This is a genomic window from Amphibacillus sp. MSJ-3 (genome assembly GCF_018919165.1).
In the GTDB taxonomy this organism is placed as follows: Bacteria; Bacillota; Bacilli; order Bacillales; family Amphibacillaceae; genus Amphibacillus.
Window position 1 is genome coordinate 17,013 of the sequence record NZ_JAHLQM010000027.1, and the last position, 17,619, is coordinate 34,631.

The 17,619-nt window shown below is 34.3% G+C and carries 18 protein-coding genes and 1 pseudogene; 9 read left to right on the top strand and 10 right to left on the bottom strand.

Features of this window, described 5'->3' with window-relative positions; all coding sequences use genetic code 11:
* Positions 1-38 precede the first annotated feature (38 nt).
* Positions 39-500, top strand: coding sequence for a DUF6884 domain-containing protein (locus KQI76_RS08910; RefSeq protein WP_216399967.1), 462 nt, complete (start codon positions 39-41; stop codon positions 498-500).
* 252 nt (positions 501-752) lie between these two features.
* Positions 753-2,525 (top strand): M3 family oligoendopeptidase, encoded by a 1,773-nt coding sequence (locus KQI76_RS08915; protein WP_216399968.1) that lies wholly within the window; start codon positions 753-755, stop codon positions 2,523-2,525.
* A 65-nt stretch (positions 2,526-2,590) separates the two neighbouring features.
* On the opposite strand, the gene spoVAE is transcribed toward KQI76_RS08915, so the two are convergent.
* The 4 genes from spoVAE to KQI76_RS08935 are packed head-to-tail and all read right to left on the bottom strand — an operon-like array spanning position 2,591 to position 4,887.
* Positions 2,591-2,941 (bottom strand): stage V sporulation protein AE, encoded by a 351-nt coding sequence (spoVAE, locus tag KQI76_RS08920; RefSeq protein ID WP_216399969.1) that lies wholly within the window; start codon positions 2,939-2,941, stop codon positions 2,591-2,593.
* Positions 2,942-3,952 (bottom strand): stage V sporulation protein AD, encoded by a 1,011-nt coding sequence (gene spoVAD / locus KQI76_RS08925; protein WP_216399970.1) that lies wholly within the window; start codon positions 3,950-3,952, stop codon positions 2,942-2,944.
* Complete coding sequence (gene spoVAC / locus KQI76_RS08930) at positions 3,952-4,410, bottom strand: stage V sporulation protein AC (protein ID WP_216399971.1); 459 nt, start codon at positions 4,408-4,410, stop codon at positions 3,952-3,954. The genes spoVAD and spoVAC overlap by 1 nt, the downstream gene beginning before the upstream one ends.
* A gap of 12 nt (positions 4,411-4,422) precedes the next feature.
* Positions 4,423-4,887: a hypothetical protein gene (locus KQI76_RS08935; RefSeq protein ID WP_216399972.1), complete on the bottom strand. Its 465-nt coding sequence runs from the start codon at positions 4,885-4,887 to the stop codon at positions 4,423-4,425.
* A 640-nt stretch (positions 4,888-5,527) separates the two neighbouring features.
* Here KQI76_RS08935 and KQI76_RS08940 point away from each other — a divergent pair.
* A pseudogene (locus KQI76_RS08940) lies at positions 5,528-5,962 on the top strand (transposase); the annotation flags it as partial.
* Between the two features lie 343 nt (positions 5,963-6,305).
* Here the strand turns inward: KQI76_RS08940 and KQI76_RS08945 are convergent.
* From KQI76_RS08945 to lepB, 4 genes are all read right to left on the bottom strand, one after another.
* Positions 6,306-7,046: a hypothetical protein gene (locus KQI76_RS08945; protein ID WP_216399973.1), complete on the bottom strand. Its 741-nt coding sequence runs from the start codon at positions 7,044-7,046 to the stop codon at positions 6,306-6,308.
* 79 nt (positions 7,047-7,125) lie between these two features.
* The gene (locus tag KQI76_RS08950; RefSeq protein ID WP_216399974.1) at positions 7,126-8,250 is read right to left on the bottom strand and encodes a S1C family serine protease; all 1,125 of its coding nucleotides are present in this window, start codon (positions 8,248-8,250) and stop codon (positions 7,126-7,128) included.
* A gap of 18 nt (positions 8,251-8,268) precedes the next feature.
* A complete protein-coding gene (locus KQI76_RS08955) occupies positions 8,269-9,411 on the bottom strand; it encodes a zinc-ribbon domain-containing protein (protein WP_216399985.1) in 1,143 nt (380 codons plus the stop codon).
* 15 nt (positions 9,412-9,426) lie between these two features.
* On the bottom strand, positions 9,427-9,948 hold the full coding sequence (gene lepB, locus KQI76_RS08960; protein WP_216399975.1) for a signal peptidase I: 522 nt from the start codon (positions 9,946-9,948) through the stop codon (positions 9,427-9,429).
* A 386-nt stretch (positions 9,949-10,334) separates the two neighbouring features.
* Between lepB and KQI76_RS08965 the strand changes: the two genes are divergently transcribed.
* Together KQI76_RS08965 and KQI76_RS08970 are read left to right on the top strand one after the other, a co-directional pair.
* Positions 10,335-10,496: an aspartyl-phosphate phosphatase Spo0E family protein gene (locus tag KQI76_RS08965; protein ID WP_216399976.1), complete on the top strand. Its 162-nt coding sequence runs from the start codon at positions 10,335-10,337 to the stop codon at positions 10,494-10,496.
* 142 nt (positions 10,497-10,638) lie between these two features.
* Entirely contained in the window at positions 10,639-10,953 is a 315-nt protein-coding gene (locus KQI76_RS08970) for a hypothetical protein (RefSeq protein ID WP_216399977.1), read from the top strand.
* A gap of 50 nt (positions 10,954-11,003) precedes the next feature.
* On the opposite strand, the gene KQI76_RS08975 is transcribed toward KQI76_RS08970, so the two are convergent.
* The gene (locus KQI76_RS08975; RefSeq protein WP_216399978.1) at positions 11,004-11,462 is read right to left on the bottom strand and encodes a YkyB family protein; all 459 of its coding nucleotides are present in this window, start codon (positions 11,460-11,462) and stop codon (positions 11,004-11,006) included.
* 209 nt (positions 11,463-11,671) lie between these two features.
* Between KQI76_RS08975 and cbpB the strand changes: the two genes are divergently transcribed.
* From cbpB to KQI76_RS08995, 4 genes are all read left to right on the top strand, one after another.
* Positions 11,672-12,133 carry a cyclic-di-AMP-binding protein CbpB gene (gene cbpB, locus KQI76_RS08980; RefSeq protein WP_216399979.1) on the top strand — a complete coding sequence of 154 codons (462 nt, stop codon included), beginning with the start codon at positions 11,672-11,674 and terminating at the stop codon, positions 12,131-12,133.
* A gap of 504 nt (positions 12,134-12,637) precedes the next feature.
* Positions 12,638-14,386, top strand: coding sequence for an ABC transporter ATP-binding protein (locus KQI76_RS08985; RefSeq protein ID WP_216399980.1), 1,749 nt, complete (start codon positions 12,638-12,640; stop codon positions 14,384-14,386).
* Between the two features lie 23 nt (positions 14,387-14,409).
* The gene (locus KQI76_RS08990) at positions 14,410-16,239 is read left to right on the top strand and encodes an ABC transporter ATP-binding protein (RefSeq protein WP_216399981.1); all 1,830 of its coding nucleotides are present in this window, start codon (positions 14,410-14,412) and stop codon (positions 16,237-16,239) included.
* Positions 16,240-16,422: 183 nt separating this feature from the next.
* Complete coding sequence (locus tag KQI76_RS08995; protein WP_216399982.1) at positions 16,423-17,094, top strand: potassium channel family protein; 672 nt, start codon at positions 16,423-16,425, stop codon at positions 17,092-17,094.
* Positions 17,095-17,223: 129 nt separating this feature from the next.
* On the opposite strand, the gene KQI76_RS09000 is transcribed toward KQI76_RS08995, so the two are convergent.
* On the bottom strand, positions 17,224-17,619 hold a 396-nt coding region (locus KQI76_RS09000), incomplete at its 5' end, for a transposase (RefSeq protein WP_216399983.1).

Genomic DNA, 17,619 nt, shown 5'->3' on the forward strand with positions numbered 1-17,619 from the left:
GTTACAATGATTTATATTAGAGAACGAGGTGTTCTATGATGACAACATTAGCGATTCTTCCATGTGGTAAAAAGAAGGTTTGGGATCTTGATCCGAGTCGGGGAAAGGTGAAAGTAAGGGAGGCATACGTTGGAACATTACACCAGTTAACAAGACAGTATGCAGAAATGTTCTGTGATCAATGGGTGATACTATCTGCTAAACACGGCTATTGTTTTCCAAATGAAATCATTGATAAAAACTATGATTTAACTTTCGGTATGCCCAAAAGTGAAATGATGATAACTAACGAGCAATTAAAAAAACAAATAAAAGAGAAAAGGTTAGATCAGTATGACCAAATTATTGTTTTAACAGGGAAAAAACATAAAGTAATCGTTGAACAAACTTTCAATCAAGAGAATCAGCTTTCTTTTCCATTGCTTGGAACAAGGGGGATTGGGGAGATGCAGCAGCGTTTGAAGCAAGCGATTATCAAGAGACAGCCATTGCATAAATAAGCCTCTATTCCATAAGAATGAGAATTTTTTTATTCTGAGCTAAGTCTTCAATATTTGGAGAAAGTAGAGAATCACCCGATGATAAGTTAACCCTTAATAGTCAGAAATAGAACGTTTTGTTTAGTGATTAAGCTTTGGGGTGTGAAGAAAGATCGCACTTTGAATTTTGTTAGAAATTAAATGGTGAGAAGTTCCGTGCTAAAATGAAAAGTAAGGTAAGATATAGTTTATAGGATAGAAGGGAGCATGAAGATGAATAATCATTTATCACTTAAATGGAATTTAGAAAATATTTTTAGTGGTGGAAGCCAGTCAGAGGATTTGAGGAATGATATCGAACAAACATATGATTTGTTGAAAGAGTTAGATCACCAAATTGACAAGCTGATTAAAGAGCAAGAAAGAGAGCAGTTGATTAAGACTGCAGAAATAATTAAACGGATTAAAATCCATATTAATGAAGTGGGCGCATTTATTAGTTGTTTAACAGCACAGGATGTCAATGATAAGCATGCGAGACAATTAGTTGGACAGCGTAATCAATTTAATGCCCAATATGAAAAACTGATGACTAAATTTAGTTTTGTTCTATCTAAAGTTAATCATCAGACTTGGGAGGAATGGCAACAAGATCCAGAGATTCAGGAAATTTCGTTTATTCTCAATGAAATACGTGATCAAGCCCGTGAAAAATTATCAGAGGAAGAGGAACAGTTAATTACGGATTTAGCGATTGATGGTTATCACGGTTGGGGAGATATGTACGATACGATTGTAGGTAATATGTCTATTATGTGGGATGGCAAAGAGCTTTCGGTTGGACAACTTGAGAATAAATTAAATCATTCGGATCGAAAGGAGCGGGCATTAGCTTTTAAAAAATTAGAACAAGTATGGCAAAGTCAAGCTGACTTACTCACCGATACTCTAAATCATTTAGCAGGATTTAGACTTCAAACATATACCTATCGAAATTGGGAGGATGTTTTAAAAGAACCCTTAGCCTATAACCGAATGACAAAGAAGACTCTAGAGACAATGTGGGACACAATAACGAAAAATAAGCCGATTTTTTATCAGTATTTACAAAGAAAAGCTGAATGGCTAAATATTGAAAAATTAGCCTGGTATGACTTAGAAGCCCCAATTTCTGAAGTGACTAAGGAGATTAGCTATCAAGAAGCTGCCGAAACGATCGTGAAGCAATTTGGTTTATTTAGCGAACGGATGGCTAACTTTGCAACACACGCATTTGAACAAAATTGGATTGAGGCAGAAGATCGACCAGGGAAGAGACCGGGTGGCTTTTGTACAAGTTTTCCTCGAAGTAAAGAAACAAGAATATTTATGACTTACTCAGGTACAGCTTCAAATATGGCAACATTAGCACATGAATTAGGACATGGCTATCATCAACACGTTATGGATGAAGTTGATCAATTAAACCAGGCTTATGCAATGAATGTGGCTGAAACAGCATCAACCCTAGCGGAGATGATTGTTGCTGATGCTGCTGTGGAAGCTGCTGAGACAAAAGAGGAACGTTTGCTTTTAATTGAGGATAAAATTCAGCGAAGCATTGCTTTCTTTATGAATATTCATGCTCGTTTCTTGTTTGAAACACGCTTTTATGAAGCACGTAAAGAAGGATTTGTAACAACTAAACAATTGAATCATTTAATGGAGGAAGCACAAAAAGAGGCATATGGTAATCAACTCTCCAGCTATCATCCTTTATTTTGGGCTTCAAAACTCCATTTTTATATTACGGATGTGCCATTTTATAATTTCCCATATACATTTGGCTATTTATTTAGCTTAGGTATCTATGCATATGCGAAAACAGATAAAGAGAACTTTGCTCAATTTTATGATGCTTTACTTCAGGATACTGGAAAAATGACTGTCGAGGATTTAGCAAAAAAACATCTAAATGTTAATTTAGAAGAACCTACTTTTTGGCAACAGGCAATTGATTTGTGTATAGCAGATGTTGAACAATTTCTCAGTTTAACGAATGAGTAATGATGAAGTAATAGAAAATAAAGGAGCCATCGATTGAGAGTCCCCTCTCTGTTGATGGCTTTTTTCTATCCTTTTGGTTTAAAGATCAAGGCTCCAATCATGGCAAAAATAATGGCTGCTGAAATACCAGCACTTGTCACCTCGAACATACCTGTAGCAACTCCGATAATTCCAAACTGTTCTGCTTCTTGTAATGCTCCGTGAACAAGTGAGTTACCGAAACTTGTTATAGGAACAGTTGCACCAGCCCCAGCAAAATCGATTAGTGGCTCATACCAACCGATGCCATCTAAAATAGCACCAATAACGACTAATAAACTTAATGTAAAGCCAGGTGTTTTATTAAAAACATCCATGATTAACTGGCCAATTACACAAATTGCTCCCCCGACTATAAACGCCCATAAAAAAACCAATTAATTTCCCTCACTTTCTATTGCCACAGCATGTGCAATAACTGGAATAGACTGCTTTTGTAATGTGGAAAGTGGTGATAATAGGGCGCCAGTAGCGACTAGTAAGATTCGATTTAATTTTTTATTATTTAAATCAGCAATAATCTTACTATATAAATAAAGGGTAGAACATCCTGCACCACTTCCACCAGAAAAAACATTTTGATCTTCTTTATAGATGGATAAACCGGCATCAACTAATTTATCTTTCTGAAGATCGATTTGTTCTTTTTTCAATAATTCAATTAATAAATCTCTTCCGATTGCACCGAGGTCACCTGTTACGATTAAATCATAATGGTCGATAGATAATTGATGATCATTTAAATGGCTTAAAATAGTATCAGCAGCGGCTGGAGCCATAGCAGCACCCATATTGAAAGGATCTGATTGATTTAAATCCATTACTCGTCCAATAGTCGCCCGAGTAATTACTGGGCCTGTTCCCGCTTGACTAACAATGCAAAATCCACCACCAGTAACAGTCCATTGAGCACTTGGTGGTTTTTGTGCCCCATATTCTGTTGGATAACGAAATTGTTTTTCAACTGCTGCATTATGACTAACTGCGCCTGTTATGACATGATTGCCGCTTTTGCTATTGATAATTAATGCGGCAAGAGCAAGCCCACCAGCAGAGGTTGCACAAGCATTAAAAAGCCCCAAGAAAGGTATTTTATGTGTACGAGCGGCAAAATTTGTAGGGGTCATCTGATTAATCAAATCGCCACTAATGAAAAAGTCAATATTGTCATAACGTAAGTTTGCCTTTTGAACTGTTAGTTTTGTTGCATCCTCAATTAATTGTTGATGGGCTTGTTCATAGCTGGGTTGATTCATGTATAGATCTTTATGCAAAAGATCTATATCTTTTGCTAATTTCCCTTTGCCTTCAAAGGGCCCGCCAACGGTTGCGGCTGAAGTTATGATCGGTTTATTTGAAAAGATCCAACTTTGTTTCCCGATTTTCATTAAATCACCCCTAAATTAATCAGTGCCGTTTTTATTAAAGCAATAACAAAAGCAGAGAAAACACCAAATAAAATGACTGATCCGGCTAATTTAAACATATTTGCTCCGACCCCTTGAACAAAACCTTCACTACGATGTTCGATAGCAGAAGAGATGACAGCATTACCAAATCCCGTAACAGGTACAGCGCTTCCGGCTCCGGCGAATTGAGCAATCTTATCATAGATACCTAAGCCTGTTAATATCATTGTGATAAAGATAAGGGTAGCGGTCGTTGGATCGCCAACGGTTTGCTCTGTAAAATCAAAGAAATACATATAAAAGAAGCTGATACATTGACCGATTAGACAAATCGTACCCCCGACAAGGAAGGCTCGAATACAGTTTCGTAAAAGTGGTCGTTTTTTATCATGCTCAGTTGCTAATTGCTGATATTTTTGTTTGTTTGTCGTTAACACATTAATCACCTTTTATTCTTTTGGAGTTTTAGTTAATTCTTTAATTTGTTTAAATTCTTTGTTGAAGTCGGTTTTAGCTAGATCTTGATTGGTTATTTTATCTTTTAATCGATTGATTTCCAGGAAAATTTTGTAGTCTGAAGATACTTTAGCTTTGATCTTTGGATATGAATCCTTTATATACGATTCAACCTCTTTAGCGATTTTTTGCTCATTAAATTGTGATAATTGATCAACTTTAATCGCCATAATCATTTCGTTATTGTAAGTAATGCTAGTTAAGTCAACGACCTCATCAAAATACTGATTAACGGATTGGTTGATTTGATGTTCTTTCTCGTTTGTATGACTGATATACTGTATATTCAGTTGTTCATTTGGGCTAGAATCAAGTGTTTGATTATTCGTACAACCAAACATAATCAGTAAAAGTAAAATTTGAAGAACAATTAACTTTTTTATATTGGATCTCGACATGTTTATCACCTCTTTTGGTTTATAGCTTTTGAAGAAGTGATCATTTTATGCAATTTAAAATAAAAATTAAACAAATTAATCGGAGTTATTATGAATTTAAGATAAAAGAGGAGAGAAGCTAGGAAAAAAATGAGGGTTTTTAAAAAAGTGATATCGTTTGATGTTGGCGATAAATCAGTACATACCTTTTATCGTGGCCACTGAAAAAGTAAAAAAAGCGACTTGGATCTGTAAGGTCAGATCTAGGTTACTTTTTTGTTGTATACTATGACTTAAATCCTAATTCAAGTTTAGTCATTAAAAGTCAAACAACTTACCTAGTAGGATGTACCGTTAATTTTTACTCCAGGTGGTCGCTTTTCGCGGGCAAGGCCTCGGGCGCACAGGATGTGGGTCAGTTAGACGTTGCCACAGGACGTGGCGGTTTTAGTCTAACATTCCTTATTGCTCCACTACCGTGTCGCAATAAGGATTTTCGGACTCGTGGGACTGGGACTGGGACTGCGGTTACTCGTCCCACCGAAAACATTTGCGGTTACTCGTCCCATCGAAGACCGTTTACTGTTCCCGCTGGAGTCGCCACCCGGCGTTCCAATCACTGGCTGGACGCTTTGTTAAATGGATAATAAATTGAATATTTCGATTGAAAGCTTGTTACAATGTTCAAATTGCGACAGAAGGCCAATACGTACTTGCTTATGATGTGTTTCCGAACCCTACCGACACACGCACGTTGATTCCTTTCCTGGATACGATTGAAGCTAGCTTTTTTGAACTGCCACTCGAAACGGAAGGGACAGATACGGATTAATCCGTGAATTTAAAGTCTACGAATGTGAGGACTGTTCAGATTGTCCATTCCGCGATCTATGTACGAAACAAGCTTTCAGAAGAAACTGGTGAAATCTACGGGAAACATAAAATAGATGTAGAACCAGCGTTCGGCTTCTTGAAGGCCAATTTATGCTTCTGGCGTTTTTCCGTGCGAGGTAAAGAGAAAGTGAAAAATGAATTGGGATTTGCGTTGATGGCGGTAAACCTGAGGAAGTTCACCACAGAAGCAACAATTCAATAATAGAAGAAAGCAAAAATCCAACAAAAAATGGTTTCAAGCAAATTTTAATGCTTGAAACCATTTGTTTAGTTAGTTATGTCATGTCTTTTTTGTATAGCCTTTATGATCTCCCGAAATATCCGAAGATTTTCAGTGGCCTCTTTTTATTTGCTTTCTTTTTTGTGATTTAATCTCATTATCGTAGGGGTTTATATTTATCGTAATTGAAGTTTCACTTTATCGCAGTGTAACTGTCAGCAAGATTCCCACTTCAGGAATTTGGAGGAAAGTAAGAATTGTAAGTGGGAGATCATCTGACAGTGAAGGTCCTTCAGGTTCAACTCCCACTGATTGAAGTTTTACTTTATTTCACATCTGCGACTATATCTTTTGTAGGTTGATCATCTGATTCGTGCCATTCTTCTAAAGCTAAGTTGGTTGGTTTATCTATGTCTGGAAGCTGTAATTCAAGCTCTGAATCATTTAACCAATTTGTTTGAAGGATTGGCCAGCGGAAAGCATGTAAAGTGATTAATTCCATATTGTCTTCTGTTAAAGTTATTTCAGTCCAATCCTCGATATTATAGATGATTAGCTTATTAATATTCCATGGTTTATTAGTAAGATTTCGCTCAAAAACAAACAATACCTTTGAAAAATCGGGGGAAGGCTCTATATTGATAATCTTAGCTTGGTCAGCCAATAATTGGGATTCCCCTAATTCGGTATTTAAGAGTAGGTATGAGCATGAATCTCCTTGATGAGCAAAACTAAGTAAATACAGTGAGTCATGTTGTTCTTGCATAATTGGAATAAGTTGCATTTCCTCGATAGCCTGATTTCTATCATTATGCTGTTCCAAGTAATTTGCTAGTACAGGGATTTGATCAATATTAATCGTTACTTGTTGATCAGAAAGGGTAAATTCAAGAAACTGTTGATCTTCTTGAGCATCGTCTGGCTCTTCATCTATTTGTTCATCAGTTTCTTGATCTATTTTAGAAATATCTTCTTTAATAATCATTGGTTGCTGTTTAGTGCATGCCACTAATAACAAACTAATTAATAATAGGCAAAACAATAGGTAAAGTATTTTTTTTCTCATTAAAATGTGCATCCTTTCAAACATGTTTCTTTATCTTGGCCCTAGTCAAATAATTTTTTGGATATGTTAAAATATAATCTTAATTGGGTTGAAAGTTTAAAATTTTCAACTGGTCATTTTCATAGCCTACCGAAAATATATAGTTAACTACATTATCCTCATCTTGAGATATTGCGTAATCAAATTCGATCGAGACAGTAAATTCAATGAGCTCTTGGGTGATATTTTCAGCTTCGTAATTCAAAATAGAAATATCTTTCAGATGTAAGTATTGAGATCTAAAGTTTGGATAATCAATTTCATTTTGTAGCTCGCTCCCAAGCAGAGTATAGGCGTTAATATAGTCATGAATGGCTAAGCTATTAATAAAATAATCAATTAAATAAGTCGCTTCTTCTAAAAGAAGATCTGGCTCAGTTTTCAATTCTTTTGCATTAGTTGGAAACGTTAATTGTTCATTGCTAATTGAGTTTGACCAGTCTGTAATTTGATCGATAATTGTAGGGATTGGGATGCTAAAACCAATATCACTTTCCTCAATACCGGCTGAATTTATTCCAATCACTTTTCCTGTTTGTCGATCAATCAGTGGTCCACCACTGTTTCCATGTGTAATATTTGCAGAGATTTGATAAACATTATCATAGGTATAATCATTGATTTCAAAAGACCGATTAATTCCTGAAATAATTCCAATTGTGACTGTATTTTGAAAGCCTAATGGACTTCCAACTGCTATGATTTCAGCACCTGGCAGGAGGCGATCAGACGTTTCTAATTCAATGGGCTTATGATTGATCAGTTGCGGAACACGAATGACAGCTATATCATTTTTCTTGTCAACACCAACAATGGCTGCTGGATAAGTCTCCGCATTTGACACGGTTACCTCTATAGCAATTGCATCATTTATGACATGGGCATTTGTAACAATATCCCCACGCGAATTATATAGAAAGCCTGATCCAACTCGAGTTATTTCTTGAGTCTCAACATTAATTTGAACAATACTTTTCTGGGCTTCGTGAATCAAATGCTGTAAATTATCAGATCCCTTTGTGACATCATCATATGAAATCAACTGTTGCCCGACCTCAATCTCTTGTTGGTTAAGTTTTTTATATAAAAAATAATTAAAGGTTAAGCAAGAGGTTAAAATAAAGAGGCTAGCTAAAGTGATTAAAAACTTTTGTTTTTTTGACATGAGTTAACCTCCAAATATTTAATCGAGTATCCATGTAATCGATGTAACTTTGACATCATCGATTTCTTTAATGATCTTATCATCAAAGGATATATGATCAAACTTTCCAGTCTCACCTGGATACAATGTTTCTGGATAAACGAACAGTTCATTTGATTCTATTTCTTTTCCACTTTTATCAAAGATGGAATAGTGGATAAGAACAGCATGAATAGGGACAGTTGCTACACTTGTGATTTCACCAGAAATAACTAATTCCTTACGACTATTTATATCAAATTCAATAGATACGTCATCAATTGCATCATTTTCATTTATTTGTTGCTCCGCTTCATATTGTGAAAATGCTAGTTCTAATCGATTTTCTTCGGCCGTTTCAAAAGCTTCTTTTTCCTTTTTAATTGAATTTAATAAACTCGTTAATTTCTCATCATCTGGTAAATAGTACAGTCCATTTTCCACCATATTTTCTGCTAATGTAAACTGATTTTGTTCAAGATATGCATAAGCCTGTTTTTCTGAATGACTAATCAATTGATCCCTAATTGAACGAACGAGTTCATAAGCTTCTTGATCGTCAATACTATCAGCTTCCCATAGGATAGCAGGTAAATCATCGATCGATGGATTTGCATCTAGTTTATTTTTAACCATTGATAACTGAATTTCCTTCTGTTTATTCAGCAGTTGTTCTCGAAATTGTTCAACTACCTCGCCGTTAAAAGGTGTTAAATTATTTTTAGCTTGTAAAATGAGTTGGAGTTGGTCTTGTTCATTACTACTATTTGCAATATTGTCTAAGACTTCAACCGAAAAAACAGTAAATTGAGATAGTTCTCGAGCTTTAGTAAAAGCAGGATAACACTCAATTGCACTTTGAATTTTCTGATTTGCTAACTTATAATCTGAAAGTAGAAGTGCTTCTTCAGCTTCGATATAGTAAGATTTCGCTGATTTAATTCGCATGGAAGTTATGATATAAATAGAAAATGATAAACCAATCATTAAAATGAGTAGTGTTAAAGGAACAAGGTAGTGTTTAAAACGCCACCTTTTCTTAAACAGCCTGTCTTCCATGTCATTGGGTAGCTTATTACCGCAATTTATACAAAATACTTCATCTAAATAAACTTTAGCTCCACAATGCGGACAATATCCCATGTCGAACACCTACCTTTAATGGATAACATGCCAATCTGAAAAAGGATAAATAACAAATTCAGCACGTCCAATAATATTCGATTTTTCAATAAAACCTAGAGTATTACGACTATCTTTACTGATACGACGATTATCTCCTAGAACATAATAAGATTGGTCAGGGATTTTAGTTTCTGGAATATCATGAGTCCAAAAGCTACTTCTATCTGTAATGAATACTTGTGTATAAGGAATTCCGTCAATATATAATTGTTGATCAGTTATTTCAATCGTTTCATTCGGTAGACCGATAATTCGTTTGATGTATATTTCACCATTATAATCGATAGTCACAATATCTCCACGCTCAGGCTCATTTAATGAATAGGAAAGATGATTTGTAATGATCCATTGTCCATTTTGAATCGTTGGTGCCATACTTTCACCAATAACTTGAGCAAAAGAGAAGATAAATAATCGAAAAAATAATATAATAAAGAAAATAGTTAAAATCAGCTTCCTAATTTTAGTTAAATGGGTACGTACGTTTTCTTTCATAGATGAGATAACCTTCCTATAATTACTTGATAAATTTTTTTATAACTGATCATAAGATCCCACTTCAAAAATATAAGGCAAGCGATAAGTGATCTATAGGATTAATGGTCAGTAGAGTTCCGCTTCGTTTGATTAATAAACGACCCCGTTTGGGCGAATAATCGCAATTTGCTTCGATGGGACGACTATCAAAAGTCCTCAGTCCATCTTACTGTGTGGGAGTATAGTATTCCACGTTGAATATAGATTTGCTTTATTAATATATATTTTATCACATTTATAAATAATTTAGCAGAGATAGATTTTAGGGAACTTTAAATGACTATGTACCTATTATTTGGTTTTATGTTAATATTATATTATTGAAATGACTGGGGGTAACTCGATTGGATCTATCAGACTTGTTAATTAAAATTGAACAATTACGACGTAGCATGATCGAGGTTGCTGTAGATAAAGGTTTTTCAAGCAACGAATCTATTGAGATTAGTAGGGAGCTAGATGATTTATTAAATAAATATGAAAAAATAAAAGAACTTAATAATTAGAGAGCACCGCATAACTTGCGATGCTCTTTAATTATTACTCAAATGATTTAAACAATATACTCTTTTATTCAGAAATAATCATTATTTCTGAAGGATATCACTTCAATAAAATGGTTATAATGATGGAAAAGGAGGGAGAATGATGTTTTTAAGAATCTATCAACAATTACTTATTTTAGGGTTCTCTGAAAAAACAATTTTCTTAGCTGGTTTTTCCATTGGTTTTTTTTGTGTGTTTCTAATTATCCGACCAATTATTTACTACCTAATTAGTAAAAGATGCTACACATTGCTATCATATCTATTCACTTTACTGCTTATTTTGCTGTTAATAAATGAATGGTTAACGGATCTTAGAGATTTAAACCTTAACTTATATTTATATTTTTTTAGCCTAGTGACAGGACTTTTATCTGTTCGTTTAATTTACAAAAAAATAGTCCGGAAACATGTTTAGCCATTGTTAGGTCATTTAATAAATAGTCAACAAATCAGACTAGCAGGATCTTATTTACGCCACTTATTATGGTAGTATGAATAATTCCATTTGCCTAATGAGGAAGGAGTGTAATAGGAAGTATTCGAATGCTCTTTTTGATATTTTTGAAAAGGGATATTTAAATATCGACAAATAATTTTTTTAGCTTGTGTTAAAGACATAACAGTTTTAGGGTTTCGATAATTTTGATCTAGTTCACCAAGATGTTTAACGTTTTTAAAATCCTGTTTACTAGGGGGGATATGGAAATAGTAGTCACCAACCTGAACAAGGACAGTAGAATGTTGTTTGCTAAACTTTGGTTGTTTTGAAAAGTGAAGGCCGATTTTCCTTGCTTGTTTATTAATTAGCAGTTTTTCAATTGCTTGTTTTTTCATTGCGTATAATTCATTCGGGTTTAATGCTGTTTTAGCATGACGATTAATAATAAAAATTGCTTTTGCAATTTCGCTGATCTCTTGATTCACGAAAAGTTTACCTCCCCTTGAAGATCATCTGTAAATATAAAACCATTCTAGCATGAAAAGTCTATGAAAACTACTCCTACTATGATTTTGTTAACGATGAGCTAAATTGAATCGGGATTTCATTTCTCTTCATTCTTATTTATGGTAAAATAATAGATGAGAATATAAGGTGAAAATCTTCCTCAATTGCTAATCAAGGGGAGTGGGAAATGGAATTTATTAAAGAAGAACACACATTATTTAATTTGACGGCTGAGGATTTAATGATCTCATCCGAAAAAGTCGCCCATGTGCAAATGAATAATCCGTTAGAACATGCGTTATTAATTTTGGTTAAATCCGGTTATTCGGCTGTACCAGTATTAGATTCAAAATATAGATTTAAAGGGATAATTGGCAAAGGTATGATTTTAAATGAAATTCTCGGGATTGAACGCTTTGAGACTGAGAATTTATCAACTACAATTGTTGAAGATGCGATGCGTACAGACATACCATGTTTAGAGAAATCGGCTGATTTCTTTACATGCTTAAAGGCATTGATTGACCATTCATTTGTTTGTATCGTCGATCAAGAACATTATTTTGATGGAATTGTTACAAGAAGAGCAGTGTTAAAACATATGAATCAATACTTTTATGTTAATAAAGATATTTTTAAGTTAAATTAAGATCAACCTCATCAGCTTTAATCGGGAGGTTTGCAAGTTGCTTTGATCGGATGAGTGATCCCAATCCTCTTTATTTGTAATAGCTGATTATTTAATAAAGTATCTAAATCATTATTTAAGACAGGAGTCTACGCATCCTGTCTTTTCATCTGAAAAAAATAAAGAATTATTGCGATCCATGTTACGCCACGTTAAAGGAAATTGATCAGTCGGTGGCATAGTGCAGACTTGGTTTGTCTACAAGTAAAGTACTCCTGTTAATTGATTTCCCCCATCCGCATGTCACAATCAAACATTCCAATTGATAAATTAGTTCAAGAGGTAACCATTTCAAATAAAAGATGAATTTTTTATAAATGGATAAAATAGTAAATGTATACTTCAGCCTTAAGGCGGATTTTGTGAGAATAACAATTAATCTAAGCTAAATGACTGGTAATTTATTTCGTAACTCGATATATTAATAGTTGTGAAAAAGAGGTTTTTTAGGGAGGGGAGTTATAGATGGAAACGTTTAAAAAGCTAAAGCATTTTTATTGGCCTTATAAAAGGTATTTTATCACTTCGTTATTTCTCGTGTTAATTGTGACTATGATTACTGTTATTTATCCAATGGTTTTGCAAATTACAATTGATGAAGTTATCTTAGGAGAGAACTACAGCCTAATCCCTTTATTATCGATTGGATTTATCCTTCTGATGATTATTAAAGGGATTGCTAATTTCGGTCAACAATACTTAGGTGATTTATTTGGTATTCATTCTGTTTACCATTTACGGGATAGTTTATATAAAAAGCTACAACGTTTATCATTTAGCTATTACGATAATGCACGTACAGGAGATATCATGTCAAGGTTAACAATGGATGTCGAGGGCTTCAAGTTTTTCCTTGCTTCTGGGTTAAAAGAACTGATTCGGGTGGTATTTTTAATTGTGACGAGTTTAATCGTTATGTTCTACTATTCAGTTACACTTGCCTTACTTACAATGGCTGTTATGCCATTTCTTATTGTAGTCGTAAGAAAGTTTGACCAACAAGTTCACCCTGCATTTCGTCGTGTTCGAAAGTCTTTGGGGAATTTAAACACACGGATTCAGGAAAATGTAAGTGGCATGAATACAGTCAAATCACTATCAAAAGAAGATTTTGAAATTGGTCGTTTTACGGTTGATAATGAACAATATCGAGAAGTCAATATTAAAACAGCCCATATTTGGGCAAGATTCTTCCCCTTTATGGAATTAATCGGAAATATTGCGATGGTTTCATTATTAATCTTTGGTGGTTGGCTCGTGATTCGTGGTGATTTACAGTTAGGTGAATTAGTCGCCTTCTTTAGTTTAGTGAATTATATTATTGGTCCATTGATGCAGTTGGGCTTTATTGTGAATCAATTTTCACAGGCCAAAGCCTCTGGGGAACGGTTGTTAGATATTTTAGAGGCGAAAGAGGATATTGTTGATCAAGATGACACTCTTGGAATTGATCATATTGACGGCCATGTTAAATTTGACCATGTGACTTTAAAATATACTGAAGACGATGATCCGGCGCTTAAAGATATTAGCTTTGATGTGCCAAATGGAAATGTTGTTGGTTTAATAGGTGCAACAGGGGCTGGTAAATCTAGTATTACCCAACTGATGAGTCGCTTTTATGAACCTAACGAGGGAGAAGTATATATTGACGGGAGATTAACGACAGATTATAATTTGAAATTTCTCCGTAAACAGATTGGTTTTGTCTTTCAAGAAGCCTTTCTATTTTCTACGACAATTAAAGAAAATATTGCTTTTGGTAACCCTAAGGCATCAATGGAGGAAATTGTTGCAGCGGCTAAAAGAGCGCAAGCACATGACTTCATTATGGAAATGCCAAACGGTTATGACACTATGTTAGGTGAAAGAGGTATGGGATTGTCTGGGGGGCAAAGACAACGCATATCAATCGCTCGTGCACTATTAATTGACCCAAGTATTCTTGTCCTAGATGATGCAACATCTGCGGTAGACATGGAAACTGAATTCAAAATTCAACGTGCTTTAAAAGAAGTTATGAAAGATAGGACAACATTTATTATTGCACATCGTATTTCATCATTAAAACATGCAGATGAAATCCTTGTCCTAGACGAAGGTGCTATCGTTGAGAGAGGAACACATGAACAATTATTGAAGAATGGTGGCCCATATCAACGTATTTATGATATTCAATATCAAGATAAAGAAGCGATCACGGGAACCGTTTAAAGAAAGAGAAAGGAGTGAGTTACTTGAGTCAACAAAAAGCAAATCAAGAAAAGAATGCCCATGTTAACAGGTTTTATTATCCACAAGATGATGCGATAGAAAAACCTTTTAATTGGAAGCAAATGTTACGGATTCTAAAATATCTAAAACCCTATTCAAAAACATTATTGCCAGCAGCTTTTACCGCTGTATTAGTAAATATGATTGTCCGACTTATTGTTCCAATCATTATTGGACAATATGTGATTGACCGTGCTATTGCTAATCAAGATACTAGATTACTCGTTTATTTAATTATCCTGATTATTGGACTCTATTTAGCTAACTATATTGCGAATCATTTTCGAATTAAAACGGTTAATGTTTTAGGACAAAGGACAATTTATGATTTAAGAAAAGAACTTTTCACCCATGTTCAGTATTTATCGCATGATTTCTTTGATAAACGCTCAGCTGGTTCAATCCTTGTCCGTATTTTAAATGATGTTAATTCCTTGCAAGAGTTATTTACCAATGGGATCATTAACTTATTAATGGACATTTTTATGTTAATTGGGATTATTGCTATTTTACTATCACTAAGCCCACAACTTGCCTTATCAGTACTTGTTATTTTACCAATTATGTTCTATATTTCGACAAGATTGCGACGAAATATTAGAAGAGCTTGGCAAAACGTTCGATTACAAAGATCTAAATTAAATTCCCACCTTAATGAGAGTCTTCAAGGTATTCGAATTACACAATCCTTTTCACAAGAAGTTGAAAATGCTGAGTATTTTCAGGGTGTGAATCAAGGTAATTTTGAAGCGGAACAAGTCGCGATGAAAAAAAGTGCATATTTTGGGCCTTTTGTAGAAATGAGTAATGCGATTGGTACTGTTATTCTTATTGCTTATGGTTCTTCATTAATCATTAATGGAACAATTGGAATTGGTACTTTTGTATCGTTTGCCTTTTATTTGGGCATGTTCTGGGAACCAATATCCCGACTGGGACAAATTTATAATCAATTACTTGTAGCGATGGCATCATCTGAACGTATTTTTGAATTTCTAGATGAACGTCCTTCCGTAAAAGAAAAGGAAAATGCCGAAATCCTAACCGATATGAAAGGTCAAATTACTTTCGATCAAGTAGAGTTTTCATACGAAGAAGATAGGGTTGCTCTACATGAAATTTCTATCGAGATCAAGGCGGGGCAAACTGTTGCTTTAGTAGGTCATACAGGATCTGGGAAATCAACAATCGCAAATTTGATTAGCCGATTTTATGATCCAACTAAGGGAGCCGTTCGTGTCGATAATCATGACTTAAGAGATTTAAGTTTAGAAAGCTTGCGTCATAATATTAGTGTTGTTTTGCAGGATACATTTATTTTTTCAGGAACAATTATGGAAAATATTCGCTTTGGTCGTCCAGAAGCAACTGATGAAGAAGTCATTGAATCAGCTAAAGTAGTGGGAGCCCATGAATTTATTACCAGACTTGCCAATGGCTATGATACAGAGGTAGAGGAAAGAGGTAGCATCCTTTCCGCTGGTGAAAGACAATTGTTATCATTTGCGCGCGCGCTACTTGCAGATCCGAAAATTTTAATATTAGATGAAGCGACTGCAAGTATTGATACTGAGACTGAAATGAGAATTCAAAAGGCACTTCGAAAATTGTTAAAAGGCCGAACAGCAATTATGATTGCACATCGATTATCAACGATTCGAGAGGCAGATAATATTATTGTTTTAGAACATGGACGTTTAATTGAACAAGGTAATCACCAAGAATTAGTGGCTAAAAAAGGTGAGTATTATGATTTGGTTAAATCACAGTTTGAAATGTTAGAGGAATTATAAAAATAAAGACGGTTAATTTGGTCAGCCATGTTAACCGTCTTTTGTATCTGTTGCTCATTCTTTAATTCGTTAAATCTGGAAATTTTTAATTTGCTATAATGTCAAATGTCATTGTAAAATGAATCGATATATTTTAAGATTGAAATCAGACCAAGGGTATCTTAATTGTATAGGAGGAAGGGCATGAAGAAAGAGTTCGCAGTTATTGGTTTAGGACGCTTTGGAGCAAGTGTTTGCCGTGAATTGAGTGCTGAAGGAATGGATGTGCTCGCAATTGATTTATTAGAAAGTAAAGTTAGTGAATTTAGAAATATTGCATCGCATGCTGTGATTGCAGATTCAACTGATGAAAAAGCATTAAAAGAATTAGGTATTCGAAATATAGACCATGTGATCGTTGCGATTGGTGAGGATATTCAAGCTAGTATTTTGACGACATTAATTTTAAAAGAATTTGGAATAAAAAAGGTGACAGTAAAAGCACAGAACAATTATCATGAAAAAGTATTGATTAAAATAGGGGCGGACCAGGTCATTCATCCTGAGCGCGATATGGGGAAGAAAATTGCGCATAGTATTATTTCAAATAACTTTCTTGATCAATTAGAGCTATCAGACGATCATAGTATTATTGAAATTAAGTCAAGTAAGAAAATGATTGGTCGAACCTTGGTTGATTTAGATATTCGAGCAAATTATGGTTGTAACGTTGTAGCCATTAAATCAAGTTCAGCTAAAGAAATGAATATATCCCCTTTAGCTACAGATATTATTGAAGCGGGGGATGTGCTTGTTATAATTGGTTCTGATCAAGATATTTCAAAGCTTGAAAAGGGACTAGTTATTGATGATTAAGAAATAGATTGTTTAAGTATTAAAAAACATTTTTTTAGAAACGTGAAATAAAGGATCTACGTCAAATAACGTTGGTGAGGAATTTTAGCCAACATATATTTAGTTGTTTATCACGAATCAAAGTAGCCATTATCCTGCTTTGATTCGTGATTCTTTTTGGTTATGATTTAATGAATTTGTTTCTATTGCTTTGAATTTGAAATGGATCAAAATGCGTTTTTTGTAATTATAAAAATTCCGATAGCCATACGCCACTTTATTTAGTACCTTAATTTTGTTGTTTATCCCTTCAATTCGACCGTTATTATATGAATATGTAAAACTATTCTTGATATAGGGGAGATGCTTTCTTAATGTCTTTAAGCTTGTTCTCATGTGACTAGAGATAAGAGAAGAGCTCCGCTCTTTTAATACATTTTCTAATCCTTCAAAAAGCTTCATGTCAATCGCTTTTAATAAACGTTGATAAAGTTCATAATTGGCTTTTAACTCAGGATCATAGTTTAACATTTCTTCAACAATACT

What these genes read in the sequence shown, in the direction of transcription:
- KQI76_RS08910 (WP_216399967.1), top strand. Translation starts at nt 39, where the DNA reads ATGACAACATTAGCGATTCTTCCATGTGGTAAAAAGAAGGTTTGGGAT.
- KQI76_RS08915 (WP_216399968.1), top strand. Translation starts at nt 753, where the DNA reads ATGAATAATCATTTATCACTTAAATGGAATTTAGAAAATATTTTTAGT.
- spoVAD (WP_216399970.1), bottom strand. Translation starts at nt 3,952, where the DNA reads ATGAAAATCGGGAAACAAAGTTGGATCTTTTCAAATAAACCGATCATA.
- KQI76_RS08935 (WP_216399972.1), bottom strand. Translation starts at nt 4,887, where the DNA reads ATGTCGAGATCCAATATAAAAAAGTTAATTGTTCTTCAAATTTTACTT.
- KQI76_RS08945 (WP_216399973.1), bottom strand. Translation starts at nt 7,046, where the DNA reads ATGAGAAAAAAAATACTTTACCTATTGTTTTGCCTATTATTAATTAGT.
- KQI76_RS08950 (WP_216399974.1), bottom strand. Translation starts at nt 8,250, where the DNA reads ATGTCAAAAAAACAAAAGTTTTTAATCACTTTAGCTAGCCTCTTTATT.
- KQI76_RS08955 (WP_216399985.1), bottom strand. Translation starts at nt 9,411, where the DNA reads ATGGGATATTGTCCGCATTGTGGAGCTAAAGTTTATTTAGATGAAGTA.
- lepB (WP_216399975.1), bottom strand. Translation starts at nt 9,948, where the DNA reads ATGAAAGAAAACGTACGTACCCATTTAACTAAAATTAGGAAGCTGATT.
- KQI76_RS08970 (WP_216399977.1), top strand. Translation starts at nt 10,639, where the DNA reads ATGTTTTTAAGAATCTATCAACAATTACTTATTTTAGGGTTCTCTGAA.
- cbpB (WP_216399979.1), top strand. Translation starts at nt 11,672, where the DNA reads ATGGAATTTATTAAAGAAGAACACACATTATTTAATTTGACGGCTGAG.
- KQI76_RS08985 (WP_216399980.1), top strand. Translation starts at nt 12,638, where the DNA reads ATGGAAACGTTTAAAAAGCTAAAGCATTTTTATTGGCCTTATAAAAGG.
- KQI76_RS08995 (WP_216399982.1), top strand. Translation starts at nt 16,423, where the DNA reads ATGAAGAAAGAGTTCGCAGTTATTGGTTTAGGACGCTTTGGAGCAAGT.